Source organism: Pseudomonas sp. MOIL14HWK12:I1 (assembly GCF_000510705.1).
Taxonomy (GTDB): Bacteria; Pseudomonadota; Gammaproteobacteria; order Pseudomonadales; family Pseudomonadaceae; genus Chryseomonas; species Chryseomonas oryzihabitans.
In genome coordinates, this window is the sequence record NZ_KI783307.1 from 403,215 (window position 1) to 423,318 (window position 20,104).

Sequence of the window (20,104 nt, forward strand, 5' to 3'; positions counted from 1 at the left end):
ACGGGCGATGGAATCTCGTCTGGGTGGCAACTACGGCAACGTCAAGGATTCGGGGGCCTTCACCGACCTGAATCGGTTGGCCCAGATGAAGGGTAAGGACCGCGACAGCTCGGAAAACGTCAAGAAGGTCGCCGGCGAATTCGAGTCGCTGTTCCTGAGCCAGATGCTCAAGTCCATGCGCAGCGCCAATCAGGCGCTGGCGGACAAGGACAGCCCCTTTTCCAGCGAGACCACCAAGCAGTACCAGGACATGTACGACCAGCAGCTGGCCGTCTCCCTGTCCCGGGATGGCGGCGGTATCGGCCTGGCCAACGTGCTGGAACGTCAGCTGAGCAAGACCGCCCAGCCGTCGAGCCGCCCCAATCCCTTCGCCCAGGTTGGCCAGGCTGCGCCCACCGAAGGCCAGCTGGCCGCCGGTCGCAACGCCAAGCTCAACGACGTGGCGAGCCACGGCCTCAAGCCGGCCACTACCGTAGCGTCCGGGCGTGACGATTCCAGCGCGCTGAATTCCCGACGGCTGGCGCTGCCCGGGCGTCTGGCCGAGCGTACCGCCGCCAATATTTCCGGGGCGGCCGAGCAGGGCGCCACCCTCAAGCAGAGCTTCCAGGACGTCGCGGCCGCCCAGAGCGCCTGGCGCCAGCAGGCCACGCAACCCGGCAGCAAGCCGGCCGCCGCGACCGAGGCCGTCGCCAGCGTGGACGGCGCCGCTGCCACCGGCAAGACCCGTTTCCGCACCCGTCAGGAATTCGTCGACACCATGATGCCCATGGCCGAAGCCGCGGCGAAGCGTCTGGGCGTGGATCCCAAGTACCTGGTCGCCCAGGCGGCGCTGGAAACCGGCTGGGGCAAGCACATGGTCAAGCAGGCCGATGGCAGCAACAGCAACAACCTGTTCGGCATCAAATCCCACGGCTGGGACGGCGGCAGCGCCCCCGCGGTGACCCAGGAATTCGTCAATGGCAAGGCCGTGACCGAGACCGCCAAGTTCCGCACCTACGATTCCTTCGCGGACAGCTTCCACGACTACGTGAACTTCCTGCAGAGCAACGACCGCTATGACAAGGCGCTGTCCACCAACGGCAACTCCGAGCGCTTCATGCAGGGCCTGCAGCAGGCCGGCTACGCCACCGATCCGCACTACGCACGCAAGGTGATCCAGATCGCTCGCAACATGAACACCTATCAGACGGTCGCCTCCCTGGGCACCAGTCCGTCCCGCGGTTGAGGTGAGCCATGGCTGATCTACTTTCCATTGGTCTGTCGGGCCTGAGGTCCACGCAAAACGCCCTGACCACCACCGGCCACAACATCGCCAACGTCAACACGCCCGGCTATTCGCGGCAGGAGACCATCCAGCAGACCAACATCGCCCAGTACAATGGCTCGGGCTATGTCGGTTCCGGCTCCCAGACGGTGGATGTGCGTCGCCTCGCCAGTGATTTCCTCACCAGCCAGGTGCGCTCGGCCAACAGCCAGAACAGCGAGCTGCAGACCTTCAAGAGCCAGATCTCTCAGCTCGACGGCCTGCTGTCCGACAGCACGACGGGTATCACCCCGGCCATGCAGAAGTTTTTTGCCACCCTGCAGACCGCTGCCCAGGATCCTTCATCGATCCCGGCGCGGGAGGCCGTGCTGGCCCAGGCCCAGGGCATGGCCAAGTCGTTCAACACCCTGTACGACCAGATCGACAAGCAGAACGGCCAGATCAACGATCAGCTGTCGGCGCTGACCAACCAGGTCAATGCCCTGGCCAAGAGCGTTGGCAGTCTCAACGACGCCATCGCCCGTTCCAAGGCTGCCGGTGGTGCGCCCAACGATCTCATCGACTCCCGTGAGCAGGCGATCAAGCAGCTGTCCGGCATGGTCGGGCTGCAGGTGGTGGAGCAGGACGACGGCGCGCTGAACCTGTTCGTTGGCACCGGCCAGCCGCTGGTGGTGGGCAATACCGTGTCCAGCATGACGGCCAAGCCCGGCACCGACGATCCCTCGCGTTTCCAGATCGTCCTGACCTCCGGCTCCACCGAACAGAACGTCACCAGTCAGTTGAGCGGCGGCGAGATGGGCGGCCTGCTGTCCTATCGCGACACGGCGCTGGACCATGCCTACAACAGCCTGGGCCAGTTGTCCCTGACCCTGGCGGATACCGTCAACAAGCAGCTGGGGCAGGGCCTGGACCTGTCCGGCAATGCCGGCTCGGCACTGTTCGGTGATATCAACGACACCCAGAGCATCGGTCTACGGGTGATGGGGCGGGCCTCCAACACCGGCTCGGCCAGCGCGACCCTGAGCATCACCGATACCAGCAAGCTCTCGCCCAGCGACTACCGCCTCGATTACAACGGCACCGGCTTCACGGCGCGTCGCGCGAGTGACAACGCGGCGCTCACGGTCAACAAGAGCGGTACCGATCCGGTCACCCTGACGCTGACGGATGCCAATGGCAACGATCAGGGCTTCAAGGTGCAATTCAGTGCCGCCGAGCTCGCCAAGGCCCAGGCCGGCGACGTCTTCAGCCTGCAGCCGACACGTCGCGGCGCGTCCCAACTCAAGGTGGATCTGGCGCAAGCCGATCAGCTGGGTTTCGCTGGCACCGCCAAGGCCGCGGCCACGACCAACAACCGCGGTACGGGAGCCATCACCCAGCCGGCGCTGACCAGCACGGTGTCGCCGGTCAATACCGCCGACTTCGGGCGGCTGTTCGGAGCCGATGGCCTGAAGCTGAGCTTCAACAGTACTACCAACCAGCTGGATGGCACCCTGCCGACCGGCGCGACGCTCAGCTACGTGTCGCCTTCGACGACGGGTCTCACCAATGGTCAGACCAACGCCGTTCGCCTCACCTACACCGATCCGACCACCAACAACAGCTACACCTACGATTTCAATATCAGCGGCGTGCCCCAATCCGGTGACAGCTTCACCCTGGGAACCAACAAGGGCGCGGTTTCGGACAACCGCAATGCGCTGAACCTGGTGGCCTTGCAGACCAAGCCCACCATGGGTGGCTATGGCAACACCGGCACCACCTACAACAACGCCTACGGCGGCTTGGTGGAGCGTGTCGGTACCCTGGCCGCCCAGGTACGAGTGGATTCGGCCGCCAGCGAAACCGTGCTCAAGCAGTCCCAGGACAATCGTGACTCCCTGTCGGCCGTCAACCTCGACGAGGAAGCCGCCAAACTCGTCCAGTTCCAGCAGTACTACGGTGCCTCGGCGCAGGTCATCAAGATCGCCCAGTCGCTGTTCGATACCCTGCTCGGCGCCTTCAGATAAGGAACCCGCCCATGCGCATCTCTACCGTCCAGGCATTCAACAACGGCATCAGCGGCCTGCAGAACAACTACGGCAGCGTCACCCGGACTCAGGAAGAGATCAGCACGGGCAAGAAGATCCTGACCCCGGCGGACGATCCGGTGGCCTCGGTCAAGCTGTTGCAGATCAGCCAGGAAGAGGCGCTCAACGGTCAGTACAACACCGGCATGACCGCCGCCAAGAACAGCCTCAACACCGAGGAGTCCATGCTGACCTCGGTGGAAACCGTGCTGACGCGCATCCGCGAGATCGCCGTCCAGGCCGGCAACGGTGCCCTGGATCCAACCGATCGCGCGTCCCTGGCCAAGGAGGTCGGTCAGCGCGAAGACGAGCTGATGAACCTGATGAACAGCAAGGATGCCAGTGGCAAATACCTGTTCTCCGGCTCCATGGGCGACACCCAGCCCTATGTGCGCAATGCCGACGGTACCTACAGCTACAACGGCGACGAAGGCCAGCGCAGCGTGCAGATCGCCAGCTCCACCTTCGTGCCCATCAGCGACAGCGGCAAGGACGCCTTCGAGAACAACTTCAACGCCAATCGCGTGGATACCACGCCGGTGGCTGGCAACACGGGTACCGGGCGCATCTCCCTCGGCCTGGTGGATGACAAGATAGCCTACGATTCCACTTTTCCCGCCAGCAATCCGCCGGTCGCTACCGATGGCGTCGGCATCCATTTCCTCGATGACAAGAAGTACGTCATCTACGACCTGTCCAAGGCGCCTACCGCCGCCGAATGGGCGGCCTACGACCCGGCCAATCCGCCGGCTGGCCAGCTCAAGGCGGACAGCGTCGATGGCAATCCCTCCACCAGCGACTTCATCCGCTTTAGAGGCGTCAAGGTGCAGATCGATGGGGTACCGGCAGCCGGTGACGAGTTCAAGATCACCCGCGACACCGCCAACGAGAAGCGCAGTCTGCTCAACGTGGTATCCGACTTGCGCAAGGCCTTGGAGAGCGGTGACGGCAGTACCGAAGGTGTCTACAAGGTGCGCGATAGCGCCGCTGTCGCTCTGAGCAACCTGGACACGGCTTACACCCAGGTCGACGGCATCCGCGGCAAGGTCGGCGCACGCCTCAACGTCATCGATTCAACAAGCGACTTCATCGCCGACGTCAGCCTGGTCAACAAGTCGGTGCAATCGGATCTTCAAGATCTGGACTATGCTGAGGCTTTGTCCCGCTATGCGCTGCAGAACACCGTACTACAGGCGACGCAGCAGAGCTTCGTGAAAGTTTCCCAGCTGAGTCTGTTCAATTATCTGAGTTGACGGCTTTGCATCTGGATCTTATTACAAGGTCGGTCAGCAGCTCGTCATTGATTGGCTACACTTTGCTGTTGAAAGAGTCGCGATTCGCGAGAGGGGCCGGCCAGTCTGTATTTTTCATGCTTCATCCTTGCCGGTTCAGGTCGCCACGACGAGTGCTGCTGCCGGGTTACCTGGAACGAACCTTCCGCCGGTTGAGATTCAGGCGGTGGAGTGCGGGAAACTCAAGCGACAACCTGCTTTTGAGCTCCTCCCATTTTGACATTGGTATGCATGACTGCCTGATCAGACTCGCTGCAATCATTGCGCTTTAAGGATGAGGATATGAATAGAACCACGCAGTTCAGGCAGTTGTTGAAGTCCAGTGATCTGGAGTTCATCTGTGAGGCGCACAACGGCCTTAGCGCCAGGATCGTCGAAGAGGCAGGTTTCAAAGGTATCTGGGCGAGTGGGTTGAGTCTGTCGGCACAATACGGCGTGCGTGACAACAACGAGGCTAGCTGGACGCAGGTGTTGGACATGCTGGAGTTCATGTCTGACGCGGCGCGTATCCCCATCATGTTGGATGGAGACACCGGCTACGGTAACTTCAACAATGTCCAGCGTCTGGTGAAAAAGCTCGAGCAACGCGATATTGCCGCCGTATGCCTGGAAGACAAGATCTTCCCCAAGACCAATAGCTTCATTGGTGGCCATCAACAGCCACTGGCGAAAATCGATGAATTCTGCGGCAAGATCAAGGCCGGCAAGGATGCACAATCGGATGACGATTTCAGCATCGTTGCGCGAGTGGAAGCCTTTATCGCAGGGTGGGGGCTGCAGGAGGCCCTCATTCGGGCAGAGGCCTACCACGCCGCCGGGGCCGACGCCATTCTCATCCATAGCGCTCTTGCCGTACCGAGCGAAATCCTCTCCTTCAAGCGCGAGTGGGGCGACCGCTGTCCGGTCGTCATCGTGCCCACCAAATACTATGCGACGCCCACCGAAGTCTTTCGTGAGCATGGAATCTCGATGGCCATCTGGGCCAACCATATTCTTCGCAGCAGCATTCAGGCGATGCAGCAGGCTGCGTCGATTCTGGTAAGGGAGCAATCCCTTGTTCAGGTGGAGTCGACCATTGCGAGTGTTAGCGAAGTTTTCCGATTACAGGGTGCGGATGCCCTGGAGGAAGCCGAGAAGCGCTATTTGCCGGGTGATACGCGCATGCCGGCGGCATTGGTACTGGCGGCTTCTCGTGGCAGCGAGCTGGGGGCTTTGACTGAGTCTCGGCCAAAAGCCATGCTGACCATAGGTCGAAAGCCTTTGCTAGGTCATATGGTGTCCGAATTTAACCGTAGTGGTATCAAGGACATCAACGTGGTCCGGGGTTATCGCAAGGAGGCCGTCGATATTTCTGGCGTCCGCTGTATCGACAATGACGACTATGCCAGTACAGGGGAGCTGTATTCATTCTGCAAGGGCTTGACTGCGATGGGGCCCAAGCCGGACGGGGTGATCGTATCCTATGGCGACGTTCTGTTTCGTCGGCATATCGTCGAGGTGCTGTGCGAGACGCCTGGCGACTTGGTGATGGTGGTAGATACCGCATGGCAGGACAGTGCCAACCGTCATCGCGACGCTGATTATGTCAATGCAAGTCTCGCCTATTCACGACGGAATTATGGAAGTCCATCCTTTTTGAAGCGGGTGGATAAGCATCTGGATGCCGATGCCATCCATGGCGAATGGATGGGTTTCTTCAAGATTTTGGCTGGCCAGTTGGAAGCGGTGCTTGAGCTCGGAGAAAAGTTGATCGCCGCCGATCCTAGCGCCAAGATGACCGCGCTGCTCAATGGTCTGGTAGCGTCCGGAATCAAGGTGCGCGTGGTTTATCTGACCGGGCACTGGCTGGATATAGACAGTCCTGATGACCTGCAGAACGCAGAAGATTTTCTATGATAGCTTCCCAGTCTTTTATTGCCGCCGCTCAGGCGAGGGGGTTCGGACTATGGACCGGCGTCCCCTGTTCCTTCCTGCAACCCCTCATCAACGGGGTGATCAACGATGAAACCCTCACCTATGTAGGCGCAGCCAACGAAGGGGATGCGGTTGCCATCGCCGCAGGCGCCTACATCGGGGGGATCTCCTCGGTTGTGATGATGCAGAATTCAGGCTTGGGTAACGCAGTCAATCCGTTAACGTCGTTACTCCATACTCACCAAATTCCTTGCCTGTTGATCGTTACCTTGCGCGGTGATCCCGAAGGGGGCACCGACGAGCCTCAACACGGCTTGATGGGTCGCATCACCCAGGCGATGTTGGACCTGATGGAAATCCCCTGGGCCTGGTTTCCGCGTGATGAGCATGACATCGGGCCTAGTCTGGATGCTGCCGTACAGCATATGGAAAGTAGTAGCCGGCCCTATTGCCTGGTGATGCGCAAGGGCAGCGTGGCCGATTGTCCCGCACCGGCCTTGCCCTTACTCCAAGCACCGCCACGGCCTTCGCTATTCGCGTCGCCGGAAATCACCCCCGTGGTGAGCCGCCGCCAGATGCTCGAGGCCGTGCAGGATGCGACCACTGAGTTCGACCTATTGGTGGCGACTACGGGCTACAGCAGCCGTGAACTCTATGCGCTCGGGGATAGGGCCAATCAACTGTACCTTGTGGGTGCCATGGGTTGTGCCTCGAGTGTCGGTCTTGGTCTAGCCTTGGCCTGCCCGGAGCGGCGCGTCATAGTGTTGGATGGCGACGGAGCGCTACTGATGCGAATGGGTGCCATGGCCACCCTCGGTTTCCAGTGCCCGCCAAATGTGCTGCACCTCCTGCTGGATAATGGGATGCACGAATCGACCGGCGGGCAAGGCACTATCAGTCATGCTTTAAACTGGAGCGGGATGGCCGCCTGCGCGGGTTATGCGCAGTATCTGGATGTGGCGAGACCTGAGCAGTTATTCGAGCTACTGAGCAGACCGCTGGTAGGCGCTTCCTTTGTCCGGGCTTATCTCGTTCCAGGCGTTCCAGGCGATCTACCACGGCCCACCATCTCGCCCGCAGAGGTTACCCAGCGGCTGCGGGTGCACGTCGAAGGCCTTTCCCCTCTACAGCCATAAGTGCATTGCAGTGACTGGTAGCGATTTTAGGAGCGCGTCATGATTTTGCTGAATCCTGGCCCGGTTACTCTGTCTGCGCGAGTACGAGCGGCGCTGCAAAAAGACGATCTATGCCATCGAGAGGCTGAGTTCGCGACTCTTAGCCTGGGGCTACGAACATCGTTGGAAACTCTCTATGACGCCACGGAACACCTTGCGGTCCTCCTGACCGGCTCGGGAAGTTGTGCCGTAGAAGCCATGCTTGCGACCTTTGCGCCGCGTGAGGCCGCCACCCTTGTGATCAGCAATGGCGTGTATGGCGAGCGTATGGCCCTGATGCTCGATTGCCAGGGCAAACCCTTCTTTGAGTCACGTCAGGCGTGGGGCGCGGCTCCAGATCTGACTGCGGTAAGTCAGCTGCTTGATGCCCATGCAGACATTGCCTGTGTGGCCGTGGTACACCACGAGACGACAACGGGGCGTTTGAACGATCTCGATGAGCTGGCCGCGCTTTGCAGCAACCGTAACGTCGGATTGCTGATCGATGCAGTGAGCAGCTTTGGCGGAGAACGTATCGACTTTCATCGTTGGCGTCCGCTGGCGGTTGCGGCGACCGCGAACAAGTGTCTGCATGGCATACCTGGCGTCGCTTTCGTACTCGGTCGACGCGATTTTCTGGCTACCCCGCGTGGTAATTCACCGTCCCTGTATTTGGACCTCGAGCGTTATGTCGACTTACAACGCGATGGCTGGTCGCCCTTTACCCAGTCTGTGCAAGGCTACTATGCGTTGGATGAAGCCCTGCGCGAACTTGACGAGCAAGGCGGATGGCAACGCCGGCGCGAACGCTATCAACAGATCACTGATCGTCTGCGTGGGGTACTGGCGGATTTGGGAGTACGTGCATTTCTTGATCGGCAGTCCAGTGCCAGTATGCTCACGGCCTACCATCTGCCGCCTGGATGCAGTTACCCCGAGCTGCATACCGGACTTAAGCAGGCAGGCTTCACCATCTACGCCGGGCAAGGCCAACTTGCGTCCCGGGTCTTTCGGATAGCGACGATGGGCGACCTCGGGGATGCGGATGTTGAACGTTGCTGCGAGGTTTTTCAAAGTCTTCTAGGGCAGTCGGCTATATGAATAATGTGATCGAACTTGCCGTTGTCTTGGCAGCCGGGCGGGGAAGCCGACTGGGTGGCGCTGGCCTGGAAAAGCCCAAGGGCTTTATCCAGTTTGGTACCAAGCCCATTATCGAGGAATCCGTCGACAGCCTTCTGCAGACGGGTATCAGGCGCATCATTCTGGTAGTGGGGCATCTCGCGAGCTTTTACGAAGATTTGGCCGTGCGCTACCCGGGCATCATCGAGCTGGTACACAACCCGGACTATGCCATATCCGGCAGTATGAACTCGCTGTATCGGGCACGCAGCAATATCCAAGAGGATTTTCTACTCCTCGAGTCCGACTTGGTCTACGAGCCACGTGCACTACGAGCCGTGCTCGCTGCGGCGGAATCCAGCCTGGTGCTGGTGTCGGGCGCGACAGGATCCAACGACGAAGTCTATGTGGAAGCCCAAGGCGTACAGCTCACCAACCTTTCCAAGCGGAGAAACGAACTCAAAGGCAGCGTGATTGGCGAACTAGTCGGGATTACCCGCTTGGACCAGCGCTGTTTTAAGTTGATGTGTTGTCATGCGGAACGCGTATTCGAACAGACCCTGCATCTGGAATACGAGCAAGCACTAGTAGCTGCCGCGCAACAATCCGCCGTGCATTGTCTGCTCATCGATGATCTTGTCTGGTCTGAAATAGACACCGAGGAACATCGTGCCAGGGTCCAGGAACGCATCTATCCTCGGATAATGGCGAAACGAGGCGGTATCAGCGAACAGGGCCATATATGAGCTGGCTTGACGTCTGGAACCGCCGTCAGCTAGGGCAGGCTGACGACATCTTGCAGGGTCTTATTGACCTGGATGGGTTCGACAGCGGGGCAGGGCGTATCACCGCGTCCGACTGGCTTATCTATGTCGAACGAATCTGCGAGCGTTTAGCGATGAGCGCAGGGCAGCACGTCTACGAAATTGGCTGCGGAGCCGCAGCCTTGCTCTATCCTTTGTCTCAACGCGGTATGCAGGTGGGGGGCGCGGACTATGCCCATAGCCTGGTGGCCCAGGCGCGCCTTGCCATTCCGACTGGCTGTTTCGACGTGGTAGAGGCTAACCAGGTAGCGGTCAAGCCGCACTATGATCGAGTGCTCGCCAACAGCGTGTTCCACTACTTTCCGGATTTGAGTTATGCCGAGCAGGTGCTGCGCATCATGTTCGCCAAATCCAGGGGCGCGGTGGCGGTACTGGAGGTGCCAGATCAGGCCCATCGCGAAAGAGCTGAACGCATTCGTCGCGACCTCCTAAGTGAGGAAGAATACGAGCGCAAATATCGTGGATATGAGCACCTCTATTTCAACCGTGACTGGTTCGTCGAGCAAGGCCGTCGGCATGGCTACGGCTGTGAGATCACTGAGCAATTTATTCCCCACTACGCTCAGAACAGCTACCGTTTCAACTGCTTCTTTACACCGAATATCGACCTTGCGCTGACCCGTCACTCAGGCACTGCGCGACTGTAGCGGATTGATCATGTCCAGAATTCTAAACAGCATTACCTTCTTTCACAGCGATGATTGCGAGCGCCAGGCTGTTTTGCCGATTGCCGAAGAGGCTGCCCGGCGGGGCTTCGCTGTCAATTTTAGTTCCGATCTTACCGAGCGCGTACAAATCGGTGTTTATTGCCAGCACGCCTGCCGGCCCAATGCCGACTTTTCCATCATAATGCTGCATGATCTCGCGCAGCGGCATGACATATGGCCAGAGTTTTGGCAAACGGAGCCATGGCACCACTTTGATATAGGTCTAGTGCCAGGTCCGGCCTGGGCAGAACGTTGGAGCAGTCAGGCCGATCAGCGGACTGCCTGGCCAAAGCTGGGTGTTTTCAACGTCGGCTGGCCGAAGGCCGATCTGGTCTACCAAGATAAGGCGCGCTTTGCTGTGGAAGCCGCCAAACTAAGTGACAGCCTTGGACTGGAGCATCCTCAGACGGTGCTCTATGCGCCTAGTTGGGAGAACGATGCTAAGCAAGACGACTTTGTCAAAGCGTTGATCGATCTACCAGTCAATTTGCTACTCAAACAAGCGCCCTGGTCACCTGATTACAAGCAGGTATGGGACAACATTAATGCCATGAATGCCTTGCACCAGGGCATCGCCAGCAATGTTCATATTGTCGATCCCAAAGTCAGTATTCTCTATTGTCTCGGGCTTGCTGATGTCCTGGTTTCCGATGAGTCCAGTGTGCTGATCGAAGCGGCGCTGCTGGATGTCCCTGCTGTATCGATCAGCGACTGGATGATTCCTGACCGTGACCCGCCGCGTCCAGCTTGCGTGCCCTTCGATCTGGTACTCAAGTCCACGCGTGCAGGTCTGCGCAGCACTGTTGAGCAGCTACTTGCCGATCCTCTGCAAGCAAAGCGGAATGCACGAGCATTGCGCGATCGCCATTTTGCTCATTTGGGCAAGAGCGCGTCCTTGATTATGGATGTGCTGCAGGCCGCATTGGCCGGTGAGCCGCTACCGCAAGAGCCGTTGTCTACTGCCGAGGGGCAGATGGATCTGCGAGCGGCGTCAAAGCGTTTAAAGCTGTCGGAGTTTGTTCAAGATAGCGAAAGCGGAGTATGGAGTGCTGGTCACCAGACTCATTTTGGCTATTCTGATGGCGATGCCACCGAGCAAAAGATTGGTCGCATCGTGGCTAACGCGGACAATGTCGATGTCTTTTCCCAGGAGCTGATTGAGCAGATCGACGACTGGCCAAGCGAGTATCACTTCTCGCCTCGACGAGCTAATCTCATGCGCTGGCTGGATAGTCTGGACAGCACAGCAAGAGTGCTCGAGCTGGGCTGTGGCTGTGGCGCCATCACGAAGGCTCTAGCCGAAGCGGGATGTCAGATAGATGCAGTGGAAGGATCTCCGCGGCGCGCCAGCATTGCCGCTCAGCGCGTACGCAATCATGAGGGCGTCAAAGTATTCCACTCGAACTTTCAAGATATTGAGTTTGAGCCGCTGTACGATATTGTAACTCTGATTGGTGTTTTGGAGTATTCTCCCGTTTATCTTAATGCTGAAGACCCATTCGTTGCCGGGCTTAAAATGGCAGCAGGGGCACTCAAGCCCGGCGGTCTGCTGGTGTTTGCGATTGAGAATAAGGTGGGATTGAAGTACCTCGCCGGACTGAGTGAGGATCACTGCGCCATACCCTATTATGGAGTGGAAGATCGTTATGGCGTTCACGAGGCTACCACCTTTGGTAAACGGCAACTCCGTAAGCGTTTGCAGAAGGCTGGCTTCAGGTATATAGACTTCAGTTATCCCTATCCCGATTACAAGATGCCCGAAGTTATCCTTTCGGAACGTGCTGTTGTTCATGAGGATTTTAATGCCAGTGACTTGATCGGGTCTCTCGAAAATCGGGATTACTTTGGCGTTGGGCAGCCGCAGTTCAGCTTGCCGTTGGCGTGGAAGACTTTGGGTGCTGAAGGACTACTCGGTGAATTGGCAAACTCCTTCCTGATCTGCGCTAGGCTAGATGACGGCGAGCGTTTCGTTCGTTCCAATTTGCTTGCCCAGAAATTTACTGATAATCGAGCCCCTGCTTACAACTGTGTGACTGAGTTTGTTGAGCAAGAGGCCTCAGGCATCAGCGTCGTCAAGAAAAAGATGATGCCTGCTGCCAAGGAAAATTCACATCGTAGCGTAATACGTCAGGTAATGACGCACGAGCAGTATGTCAGTGGGTCCAATCTGGGAGCTCAAATCAAGCAGGCGTTCTTTAAAGGCCAGCGCCCTCGTGCTTTTCGCCTGCTCAAATGTTGGCTTCAGACGCTGCGCGACAATGCTGTGGATAATTTTTTGCCACCGGACTGGCTCGATGCCATTCCTGCCAATTTGATTCTTGATGAGCATGGACGCTGTCACCTGATTGATCGAGAATGGCATTACAGTCAACCCTTACCCCTGGAGCTAGTGGTTTTCCGTTCGCTTGTAGTTATCGCCATTGATCTTGCAGAGGCGTTACCTGCTGCAAATGTAGAAAGCCGCGTACTTGAGCTTTGCCAGCAGCTGGATATTGAATATTCCGAAAAATGGATGACTAAGGCAGGTCAGCTTAATGCGCAAACGGGGCTCGTCCAGTTTGAAGGAGGCCGTTGGAGGGCAGACCGCTATCGCTATCAGGACTCCGATGGTGAGAGTGATATAAACTTCAACTATTCACAGTGGATGCGCGAGCGCAACGTAACCAGCCTAAAGGCTCTGCAAGAGCGAGTAGATTCTTGGGGTACGCCGCTATCGTTTGTCTTGGTAATCATTGACGATGCTGATTTCGAAGGTGAAGTGCTACAGTCGCTGAGATCTCAATCAAAGCAGCTGTATCCCCCCGCACAGGTGTATGTACTCTCATCCCGTCCTGCTCCTCATGGAATCGATGAAGGCATTCAGTGGTTGAGTGCCAGTGACCACTGGTCGGTGATGTTGGCAGAAGCAATTGCACAGATGGATGGTGACTGGATTCAGTTGCTCCATGCGGGCGATCAGCTGGATCCTTTTGCGCTTCTACTTCTCGCAGATCGAATTCGCGCAGATAGCAACATCGTCGTCTACTATGGCGATGAAGATCAGCTCTGCAATGATATTTATCAAGGTCCACTGTTCAAGCCAGATTTCAATCTCGATATGATGCGTAGCTATCCCTACGTTGGTCGGAGTCTAGCTTTCGAGCGGCGCCGTACCTTGGAGATAGGTGGCTTAAACGCGACGTTTGGTGAATTAGCTCCACACGACCTCGTATTTCGCTCAGCTGAGGCCTTTGGTCTGGGCAGCATTGGGCACTTGGATGAGGTCATTGTCCATGCAGGAATCTCTTTCGGTACATGGTTAGCGAATCCAGATGTGGGGGGGAGATGTGCCGCACTGGTAACGGCGCATTTGGATCGACTGCAAGTGGCGCATGAAACTCACCAAGGCACCTTGCCATTTTTCAACCGCATTCTTTACCTGTCAGACAGTCGGCCACTTGTTTCAATTATCATACCCTCCAAAGATCAGCTGTCGATGTTGCAGCGATGTGTGGAAAGCCTACTCGAAAAGACCTTGTATCAACGATATGAAATTCTGATCGTTGATAACAATAGCGAATCTTTGGATGCCCGTACTTGGCTTCAGGGTTTGGAAGCCTTAGGTAGTGATCAAGTGAGGGTATTGCGCTATCCGCACGCCTTCAATTACTCAGCAATCAACAACCTTGCCGCGCGTGAGGCCCGTGGTGAGTATTTGCTGTTATTGAATAACGATACCGCTGTTATTCAGCCCGAGTGGCTGGATAATCTATTGAACCATGCGCTGCGACCAGAAGTGGGTATCGTCGGCGCCAAGCTTTTGTACCCGGATGGACGACTTCAACATGGGGGGGTGGTGTTGGGTCTGGATGGGCCTGCGGATCACCCTTTTATTGGTGAGCCTGGTGATGCTTCCGGTTACATGCATCGACTGATGGTGGATCAAAACTATTCCGCCGTAACTGCAGCCTGCTTACTGATTCGCAAGTCTGTCTACGATGGTGTTGGTGGTATGGACGAAGGGGATTTTAAAGTCTCCTATAATGACGTTGATTTGTGTTTAAAGGTCGGTCAGGCAGGTTATCTTACGGTATGGACACCTTATTCATTGCTGCTGCATGAGGGTAGCGTAAGTCAAAATAACGTTGATATGACACCTGCGGAAGCCAAGCGGAAACGCTTCAAAGGTGAACAAGATGTCATGTATAAGCGTTGGCTGCCTTTGTTGGCACGCGATCCAGCCTATAATAGTCATTTGGATCTGAACGGTGCAGGATTTGGCGTTGATCCTGGCAAGGCTGCCGCTTGGCAGCCGTTCACTCAGTCGCTGTTGCCACGTTTTCTATGCTGTCCGGCAGATGATTCTGGGTGCGGCCACTATCGTGTTCGTGAGCCATTCAACAGTCTGCAAAAGGCAGAATTGGCGGAAGGCCTCATCAGTGAGAATTTTCTTTCTCCTGTAGAGTTGGCTCGGCTTGACCCCGATGTCATCGTTCTACAAAGGCAGATTACGACTGAGCAGCTCGACTCCATGGCGAGTATGAAGGCGTTTAATCGCGCCTTCCGCATTTACGAATTGGATGACTATTTGCCTGGCGTACCGCTCAAAAGTTATCACCGGGCGGACATGCCGAAAGACATTCTCCGCTCCCTTCGTCGCGCATTGAGTCTGACTGATCGATTTGTCGTCTCCACGGCGCCTCTGGCCGAAGCCTTTGCTGATTTGCATGATGACATCCGAATCGCGCCCAATTTCTTGCCTACACGTTGGTGGAGTGGGCTAGAAGGGCAACGTCGCGCGGGTAGAAAGCCACGAGTGGGTTGGGCCGGTGGCGCCGGCCATGCAGGAGATTTAGAGCTGATTGCCGATGTCGTTCGCGACTTGGTAGATGAGGTGGAGTGGGTATTTTTTGGCATGTGTCCTGATCAACTGCTGCCTTATGTCCACGAGTATCACTATGGCGTGCCTATTGATCAGTATCCCAAACGACTTGCAGCGCTGAATCTTGATCTTGCCCTTGCTCCTTTGGAGCAAAATAAATTCAACGACTGCAAGAGCAACCTGCGATTGTTGGAGTATGGGGCTTTGGGGCTTCCAGTCATCTGCAGCGATGTCCTGTGTTATCGGGGAGACCTGCCGGTTACACGCGTAAAAAACCGCTACCGTGACTGGATTGATGCCATCCGCTTGCACCTGTCCGATTTGGATGCCGCGGAGCGGCAGGGTGACCTGCTACAACAGGTCGTGCATCGACACTGGATGCTGGAGGGGGAAAATCTGCTGAGGTGGCAAGGCGTCTGGCTGCCGGATTGAACCTGACGCCAGGCTGCTAGAGGCTCAAGGGCTTCTGGTGGCCTGATTGCCGCTTTCTGCCGGTAGGCACGTTAGCTAGGTGCAAAGCAACAGGGGGCCATCTTTTTTCTAAAGCTTTTTCCAGTAGCGCCGATAGCCTTTACGAATGCGAAATACAGGGGCGCCTGAGCAAGCAGGCCCCGTTCGCATGCTCAGGCACACAAGGTTCTACTGGAGGACGCCACCATGGCCCTTACCGTCAATACCAACATTGCTTCTCTGAACACCCAGCGTAACCTGCAATCCTCGTCGAATGCCCTATCTACCTCTATGCAGCGCCTGTCCACCGGTAGCCGCATCAACAGCGCCAAGGATGACGCCGCCGGTCTGCAGATCTCCAACCGTCTGACCAACCAGATCAACGGTTTGAACCAGGCGACTCGTAACGCCAATGACGGTATCTCGCTGTCGCAGACCGCTGAAGGCGCCATGCAGCAGTCCACCAACATCCTGCAGCGTATTCGCGATCTGGCAGTGCAGTCCGCCAACGGTTCCAACAGCGATGCTGACCGCGCCGCCCTGCAGAAAGAAGTGTCCGCGCAGCAATCGGAACTCACCCGTATCGCTGAAACCACCACGTTCGGTGGCCGCAAGCTGCTCGATGGCTCCTTTGGTACGTCCAGCTTCCAGGTAGGCTCCAATGCTTATGAAACCATTGATGTAAGCTTGAAGAACACCTCTGCAACTGCCATTGGCTCCTATCAAATGGCGCCGGCTTCTGGTTCTGCGGCTGGCAGTGTCTCGGCTAAAGTCTCCGGAGGCGTTGCGGCTGCTAATCGTTTTGCTGCCACTTCGGGCGCTGTCACTGTAACGGGTGGCGGTCAAAGTAAGAAGGTAGACCTCACCGCGGCTCTCAGTGCCAAGGACGCAGCGAAAGCACTTGATGGTTCGGTCCAAGGCCTGACTGCCACTGCGCGAACTGTTTTCTCGGTTGCCGTGTCCGGCTCTGCCAGCACTTCTCCCATTTCTGTCAGCTTCAAAGTAGGCGGTCGGGATGCAGTAACTCTCGCTGGCGTGACCTCCACCGCAGATCTGGCGAACCAGCTCAATGCCAACTCGTCCAAGCTCGGTATCACCGCTAACTTGGACAATAAAGGCAACTTGACTGTTAGTTCCTCCACCGGTGAAAACGTAGAAATTGCAGGTACCAACCCGGACAAGCTTACCGTTGGCGTTCAAGGGGCAGATGGTAAAAATGTGACTACCCCTGCTGCTTTGGGCACTGGTACCAGCACCATCACGGGCTACGTTCAGCTGGACTCTTCGAGTCAATACTCCGTCTCTGGGGCTACAACGCTGTTCGGCCAAACCGCTGGCAAGCTCAACTCCGTCGATAAAGTAGATATCTCCACTGCCGACGGTGCGCAGAAGGCCATCGCCGTTATCGATCAGGCGCTCAATGGCATCGACAGCCAGCGTGCAGACCTCGGTGCGGTGCAGAACCGCTTCGATAACACCATTAGCAACCTGACCAACATCGCTGAGAACGCTACCTCTGCTCGTAGCCGTATCAAGGATACTGACTACGCCGCGGAAACTGCCAACCTGTCGAAGAACCAGGTGCTGCAACAGGCCGGTACTGCGATTCTGGCCCAGGCCAAGCAGCTGCCCCAGTCGGTACTCAGCCTGCTCCAGTAAGGCCAGTAGCTGGCTAGGTAAGGCAGGGAGAAGAGGGACGCCTCTTCTCCCTTTCATCCGTTGTGAGGACAAAACATGGACATCGTCAAAACATCGGGTTTTGCCGCGGTGCCCGCCTCTGGCGTAAATCTGGGCGGAAACGGGGTGGCTGCCGTTTCGTCACCGGAGAAAGCAGCGGCGACTGAGCAGGATAAAGCCCAAACATCGTCTGCGGATGTCAAGCAGGATGATGTGGAAAGTGCTGTCTCTGGATTGAAATCGAAGCTACAGAACGATCATCGCAATCTAGATTTTAGCGTCGACAATTCTACCGGTGAGGTAGTTGTCAAGGTGATCGACGGCGACTCAGGCAAGCTCGTGCGACAGATTCCGACCGAGGAAGTCTTGAAGCTTTCCAAACAGCTTGATGACTTTCGAAGTTTGATGTTCGAGGCCAAAGCCTGATCGGCACGGATCTTGTAGATAGAGATCCACAACGACGAAACGTTGGCGGGGAGGGATTGAAAACATGGCAGGCATATCTGGCATTGGTGGCTCGGGGCTCGACATCGATACGATCGTCAAGACGATGGTGTCGGCGGAAAAAGCGCCAAAGCAAAATCAGCTTACGAAAACCGAAAACACGGCCGTAGCGCAGCTTACGGCAGTGGGCTCGCTTAAGGGCGCCATCAGTGAGTTCCAGAGCGCTCTGTCCACGCTCAATAGTCCCTCCAGTTTCCTAGCGCGCTCCGTCAGCACCTCCAAGTCGGATGTGCTGACGGCAACTGCCAGCCAAAGCGCCGGTCTTGGCAGCTATCAGGTTGAGGTCAAGCAACTGGCCGTTGGCAGTAAGGTCGCTCTTGCGGCCGTGAGCGCTTCGGGAGCCTTTAGCAAGGGCACCTTGAATATCAAGGTAGGGGATACCTCTATCCCTGGCATCACCATTGACTCCACCAACAACACCCTTTCAGGCGTCCGCGATGCCATCAACGCTGCAGGCAAATCTCAGGGACTAAGCGCTACCATCGTCAGCGATACCCAGGGCGCGCGTCTGGTTCTTAGCAGCAATCAATCCGGCGATGGCAACGATATTGCGGTGTCAGTGGCAAACGACGATGGCAGCGGCAGCCAAAGTCTTTCCAAGTTAGCATTCACGCCCTCTGCCAAGCCTACCGATAGCAGTGTGACGGACCCGCCCACGCCAAGCGATCCAGCTGCCGCACGTATGCTGACGCGAGCCCAGAGTGCGCTCATGACAGTCGATGGCTTGCAGGTTTCCAGCAAGACCAACACCGTCAATGATGCCATCGAAGGTGTCAGCTTTACTCTCAAGGCCAAGACGGACAAGGACGCTCCCATGACTGTGGGAGTAAGCCAGGACGAATCGGGAGTAAAGGGCAACGTCAAGAAATTCGTCGATGCCTACAACAAGCTCATGGGGGTCATCAAGACTCAGACGGCTGTCACGAGCGTTGGCGAGAACAGCGCGCCCATTACCGGCGCGCTGGTAGGCGATGCCACTACCCGGACCCTGACCAGTACCATCCGCAACGAACTGGTGAATATGCAGGGCACTGGTTCGATCAAGGCGCTTGCTGACCTGGGTATCACTACCCAGAAAGATGGAACGCTTGCGATTGACGACACCAAGCTGAGCTCGATGGTCAGCGGCAACTTCTCCGATCTCGCCAGCTTCTTCACCGGTGACAATGGTTTGGCCGCACGGATGAAGGGCAAACTCGACGTCTATACTCAATCTGGCGGTGTTCTAGAGCAGCGGACATCGGCTCTAACTGATGTACGCAAAAAGGTCGCTGAGCAGCAAACGGCTCTGAACCTTCGGATGACCTCGCTTCAGGAGCGCCTCTACAAACAGTACAACGCCATGGACTCGACCTATTCGCAGCTATCCAATACGGCGTCCCAGTTGGCCTCTTCCCTGGCAGCCATGCCCTTCGCCACGAAAAGCTCGTGACGCGAGAGAATTTGCCTAACCCAGCGTCAAGTTCTGCCGGTGACGACCGATAAATAGCTATCGGAAACACACAGAGGTCGTGACATGAACGCAATGACAGCCATGCGCCAATACCAGCAGGTCGGCCTGCAGGCGCAGGTGTTTGAAGCCAGCCCTCATCAGCTGATCCAGATGCTCATGCAGGGCGCGCTGGATCGTCTGGCCAAGGCGCAAGGTGCCCTGGAGCGTGGTTGGCTGCCGGAGAAGGGTGAGCTGATCGGCAAGACCGTCTCCATTATCGCCGGTCTCAAGGACGTCCTCGATTTCGAGCAGGGTGGTGAGATCGCCACCAACCTGGATCGTCTGTACGACTATATGATCCGCCGGCTCAGCGAAGCCAACCGCAACAATGATCCTGTTATCCTTGAAGAAGTATCCGGCCTGATCCGCGAGATCAAATCCGGCTGGGATGCCATTGCCCCCTGATCTGGAGTCGACCGATGAACGTCGCCATGCAAAAGACCCCGGTGGAACGCGTCGAGCTCGTCTATGAGCAGATGGCCGCTGCGCTCAAGGCCGGAGACTGGACGCGGATCGCCGAGCTGGATCTGGATTGCCGGCTGTTCGTCGACGAAGCCATGTATGCCACGGGGGACGAGGCCGTAGCCCTGCGTGCCAGCCTCGAGCGCCTGCTGGCGCTCTATGCCTCCTTGCTGCAGAGCTGCAAGGCAGAGCGGGACGCTACCGCCCAAGAGTTGACCAAGCTCAACAAGTCGAATCAGGCCGCCAAGGTCTATCAACTGTTCGGTTGACTGTCATCTGTTGGACGGTAATTCAAAGTTTGGATATTTCGCCGCC

Annotated in this window: 14 protein-coding genes; all 14 read left to right on the plus strand. The window is 57.1% G+C overall.

Translation table 11 applies throughout. The features are described 5' to 3' along the window. Positions 1-7 precede the first annotated feature (7 nt). The 14 genes from flgJ to PSEK12I1_RS0111945 all read left to right on the plus strand — a co-directional run bounded on the left by flgJ (position 8) and on the right by PSEK12I1_RS0111945 (position 20,058). A complete protein-coding gene (gene flgJ, locus PSEK12I1_RS0111845) occupies positions 8-1,225 on the plus strand; it encodes a flagellar assembly peptidoglycan hydrolase FlgJ (RefSeq protein WP_027601646.1) in 1,218 nt (405 codons plus the stop codon). An 8-nt stretch (positions 1,226-1,233) separates the two neighbouring features. Beyond that, positions 1,234-3,273 (plus strand): flagellar hook-associated protein FlgK, encoded by a 2,040-nt coding sequence (flgK, locus tag PSEK12I1_RS0111850; RefSeq protein ID WP_027601647.1) that lies wholly within the window; start codon positions 1,234-1,236, stop codon positions 3,271-3,273. A gap of 11 nt (positions 3,274-3,284) precedes the next feature. Then, complete coding sequence (flgL, locus tag PSEK12I1_RS0111855) at positions 3,285-4,586, plus strand: flagellar hook-associated protein FlgL (RefSeq protein WP_027601648.1); 1,302 nt, start codon at positions 3,285-3,287, stop codon at positions 4,584-4,586. Between the two features lie 321 nt (positions 4,587-4,907). Continuing rightward, the gene (gene aepX, locus PSEK12I1_RS0111860) at positions 4,908-6,521 is read left to right on the plus strand and encodes a phosphoenolpyruvate mutase (RefSeq protein ID WP_027601649.1); all 1,614 of its coding nucleotides are present in this window, start codon (positions 4,908-4,910) and stop codon (positions 6,519-6,521) included. Continuing rightward, on the plus strand, positions 6,518-7,675 hold the full coding sequence (gene aepY / locus PSEK12I1_RS0111865; RefSeq protein ID WP_027601650.1) for a phosphonopyruvate decarboxylase: 1,158 nt from the start codon (positions 6,518-6,520) through the stop codon (positions 7,673-7,675). Before aepX ends, aepY begins: the two co-directional genes overlap by 4 nt. Positions 7,676-7,714: 39 nt before the next feature. Further along, the gene (locus PSEK12I1_RS0111870) at positions 7,715-8,794 is read left to right on the plus strand and encodes an aminotransferase class V-fold PLP-dependent enzyme (RefSeq protein ID WP_027601651.1); all 1,080 of its coding nucleotides are present in this window, start codon (positions 7,715-7,717) and stop codon (positions 8,792-8,794) included. Then, a complete protein-coding gene (locus PSEK12I1_RS23695; RefSeq protein WP_037006951.1) occupies positions 8,791-9,558 on the plus strand; it encodes an NTP transferase domain-containing protein in 768 nt (255 codons plus the stop codon). The genes PSEK12I1_RS0111870 and PSEK12I1_RS23695 overlap by 4 nt, the downstream gene beginning before the upstream one ends. After that, on the plus strand, positions 9,555-10,283 hold the full coding sequence (locus PSEK12I1_RS23700) for a bifunctional 2-polyprenyl-6-hydroxyphenol methylase/3-demethylubiquinol 3-O-methyltransferase UbiG (protein ID WP_051399098.1): 729 nt from the start codon (positions 9,555-9,557) through the stop codon (positions 10,281-10,283). Before PSEK12I1_RS23695 ends, PSEK12I1_RS23700 begins: the two co-directional genes overlap by 4 nt. Before the next feature lie 10 nt (positions 10,284-10,293). Next, positions 10,294-15,636, plus strand: coding sequence for a glycosyltransferase (locus tag PSEK12I1_RS24355; RefSeq protein WP_081737479.1), 5,343 nt, complete (start codon positions 10,294-10,296; stop codon positions 15,634-15,636). Positions 15,637-15,861: 225 nt separating this feature from the next. Beyond that, the gene (locus PSEK12I1_RS0111925; protein WP_027601657.1) at positions 15,862-17,313 is read left to right on the plus strand and encodes a flagellin; all 1,452 of its coding nucleotides are present in this window, start codon (positions 15,862-15,864) and stop codon (positions 17,311-17,313) included. 75 nt (positions 17,314-17,388) lie between these two features. Next, on the plus strand, positions 17,389-17,757 hold the full coding sequence (locus PSEK12I1_RS0111930) for a flagellar protein FlaG (protein WP_081737480.1): 369 nt from the start codon (positions 17,389-17,391) through the stop codon (positions 17,755-17,757). A 64-nt stretch (positions 17,758-17,821) separates the two neighbouring features. Then, positions 17,822-19,267 carry a flagellar filament capping protein FliD gene (gene fliD, locus PSEK12I1_RS0111935; protein WP_027601659.1) on the plus strand — a complete coding sequence of 482 codons (1,446 nt, stop codon included), beginning with the start codon at positions 17,822-17,824 and terminating at the stop codon, positions 19,265-19,267. Between the two features lie 84 nt (positions 19,268-19,351). Beyond that, entirely contained in the window at positions 19,352-19,732 is a 381-nt protein-coding gene (fliS, locus tag PSEK12I1_RS0111940) for a flagellar export chaperone FliS (RefSeq protein ID WP_027601660.1), read from the plus strand. A gap of 14 nt (positions 19,733-19,746) precedes the next feature. Beyond that, positions 19,747-20,058: a flagellar protein FliT gene (locus PSEK12I1_RS0111945; RefSeq protein WP_027598011.1), complete on the plus strand. Its 312-nt coding sequence runs from the start codon at positions 19,747-19,749 to the stop codon at positions 20,056-20,058. Positions 20,059-20,104 lie beyond the last annotated feature (46 nt).

Bases quoted from the DNA above. Each gene is read 5' to 3' on its own strand.
- flgJ (WP_027601646.1), top strand. From the start codon at position 8: ATGGAATCTCGTCTGGGTGGCAACTACGGCAACGTCAAGGATTCGGGG.
- flgK (WP_027601647.1), top strand. From the start codon at position 1,234: ATGGCTGATCTACTTTCCATTGGTCTGTCGGGCCTGAGGTCCACGCAA.
- flgL (WP_027601648.1), top strand. From the start codon at position 3,285: ATGCGCATCTCTACCGTCCAGGCATTCAACAACGGCATCAGCGGCCTG.
- aepX (WP_027601649.1), top strand. From the start codon at position 4,908: ATGAATAGAACCACGCAGTTCAGGCAGTTGTTGAAGTCCAGTGATCTG.
- aepY (WP_027601650.1), top strand. From the start codon at position 6,518: ATGATAGCTTCCCAGTCTTTTATTGCCGCCGCTCAGGCGAGGGGGTTC.
- PSEK12I1_RS0111870 (WP_027601651.1), top strand. From the start codon at position 7,715: ATGATTTTGCTGAATCCTGGCCCGGTTACTCTGTCTGCGCGAGTACGA.
- PSEK12I1_RS23695 (WP_037006951.1), top strand. From the start codon at position 8,791: ATGAATAATGTGATCGAACTTGCCGTTGTCTTGGCAGCCGGGCGGGGA.
- PSEK12I1_RS23700 (WP_051399098.1), top strand. From the start codon at position 9,555: ATGAGCTGGCTTGACGTCTGGAACCGCCGTCAGCTAGGGCAGGCTGAC.
- PSEK12I1_RS24355 (WP_081737479.1), top strand. From the start codon at position 10,294: ATGTCCAGAATTCTAAACAGCATTACCTTCTTTCACAGCGATGATTGC.
- PSEK12I1_RS0111925 (WP_027601657.1), top strand. From the start codon at position 15,862: ATGGCCCTTACCGTCAATACCAACATTGCTTCTCTGAACACCCAGCGT.
- PSEK12I1_RS0111930 (WP_081737480.1), top strand. From the start codon at position 17,389: ATGGACATCGTCAAAACATCGGGTTTTGCCGCGGTGCCCGCCTCTGGC.
- fliD (WP_027601659.1), top strand. From the start codon at position 17,822: ATGGCAGGCATATCTGGCATTGGTGGCTCGGGGCTCGACATCGATACG.
- fliS (WP_027601660.1), top strand. From the start codon at position 19,352: ATGAACGCAATGACAGCCATGCGCCAATACCAGCAGGTCGGCCTGCAG.
- PSEK12I1_RS0111945 (WP_027598011.1), top strand. From the start codon at position 19,747: ATGAACGTCGCCATGCAAAAGACCCCGGTGGAACGCGTCGAGCTCGTC.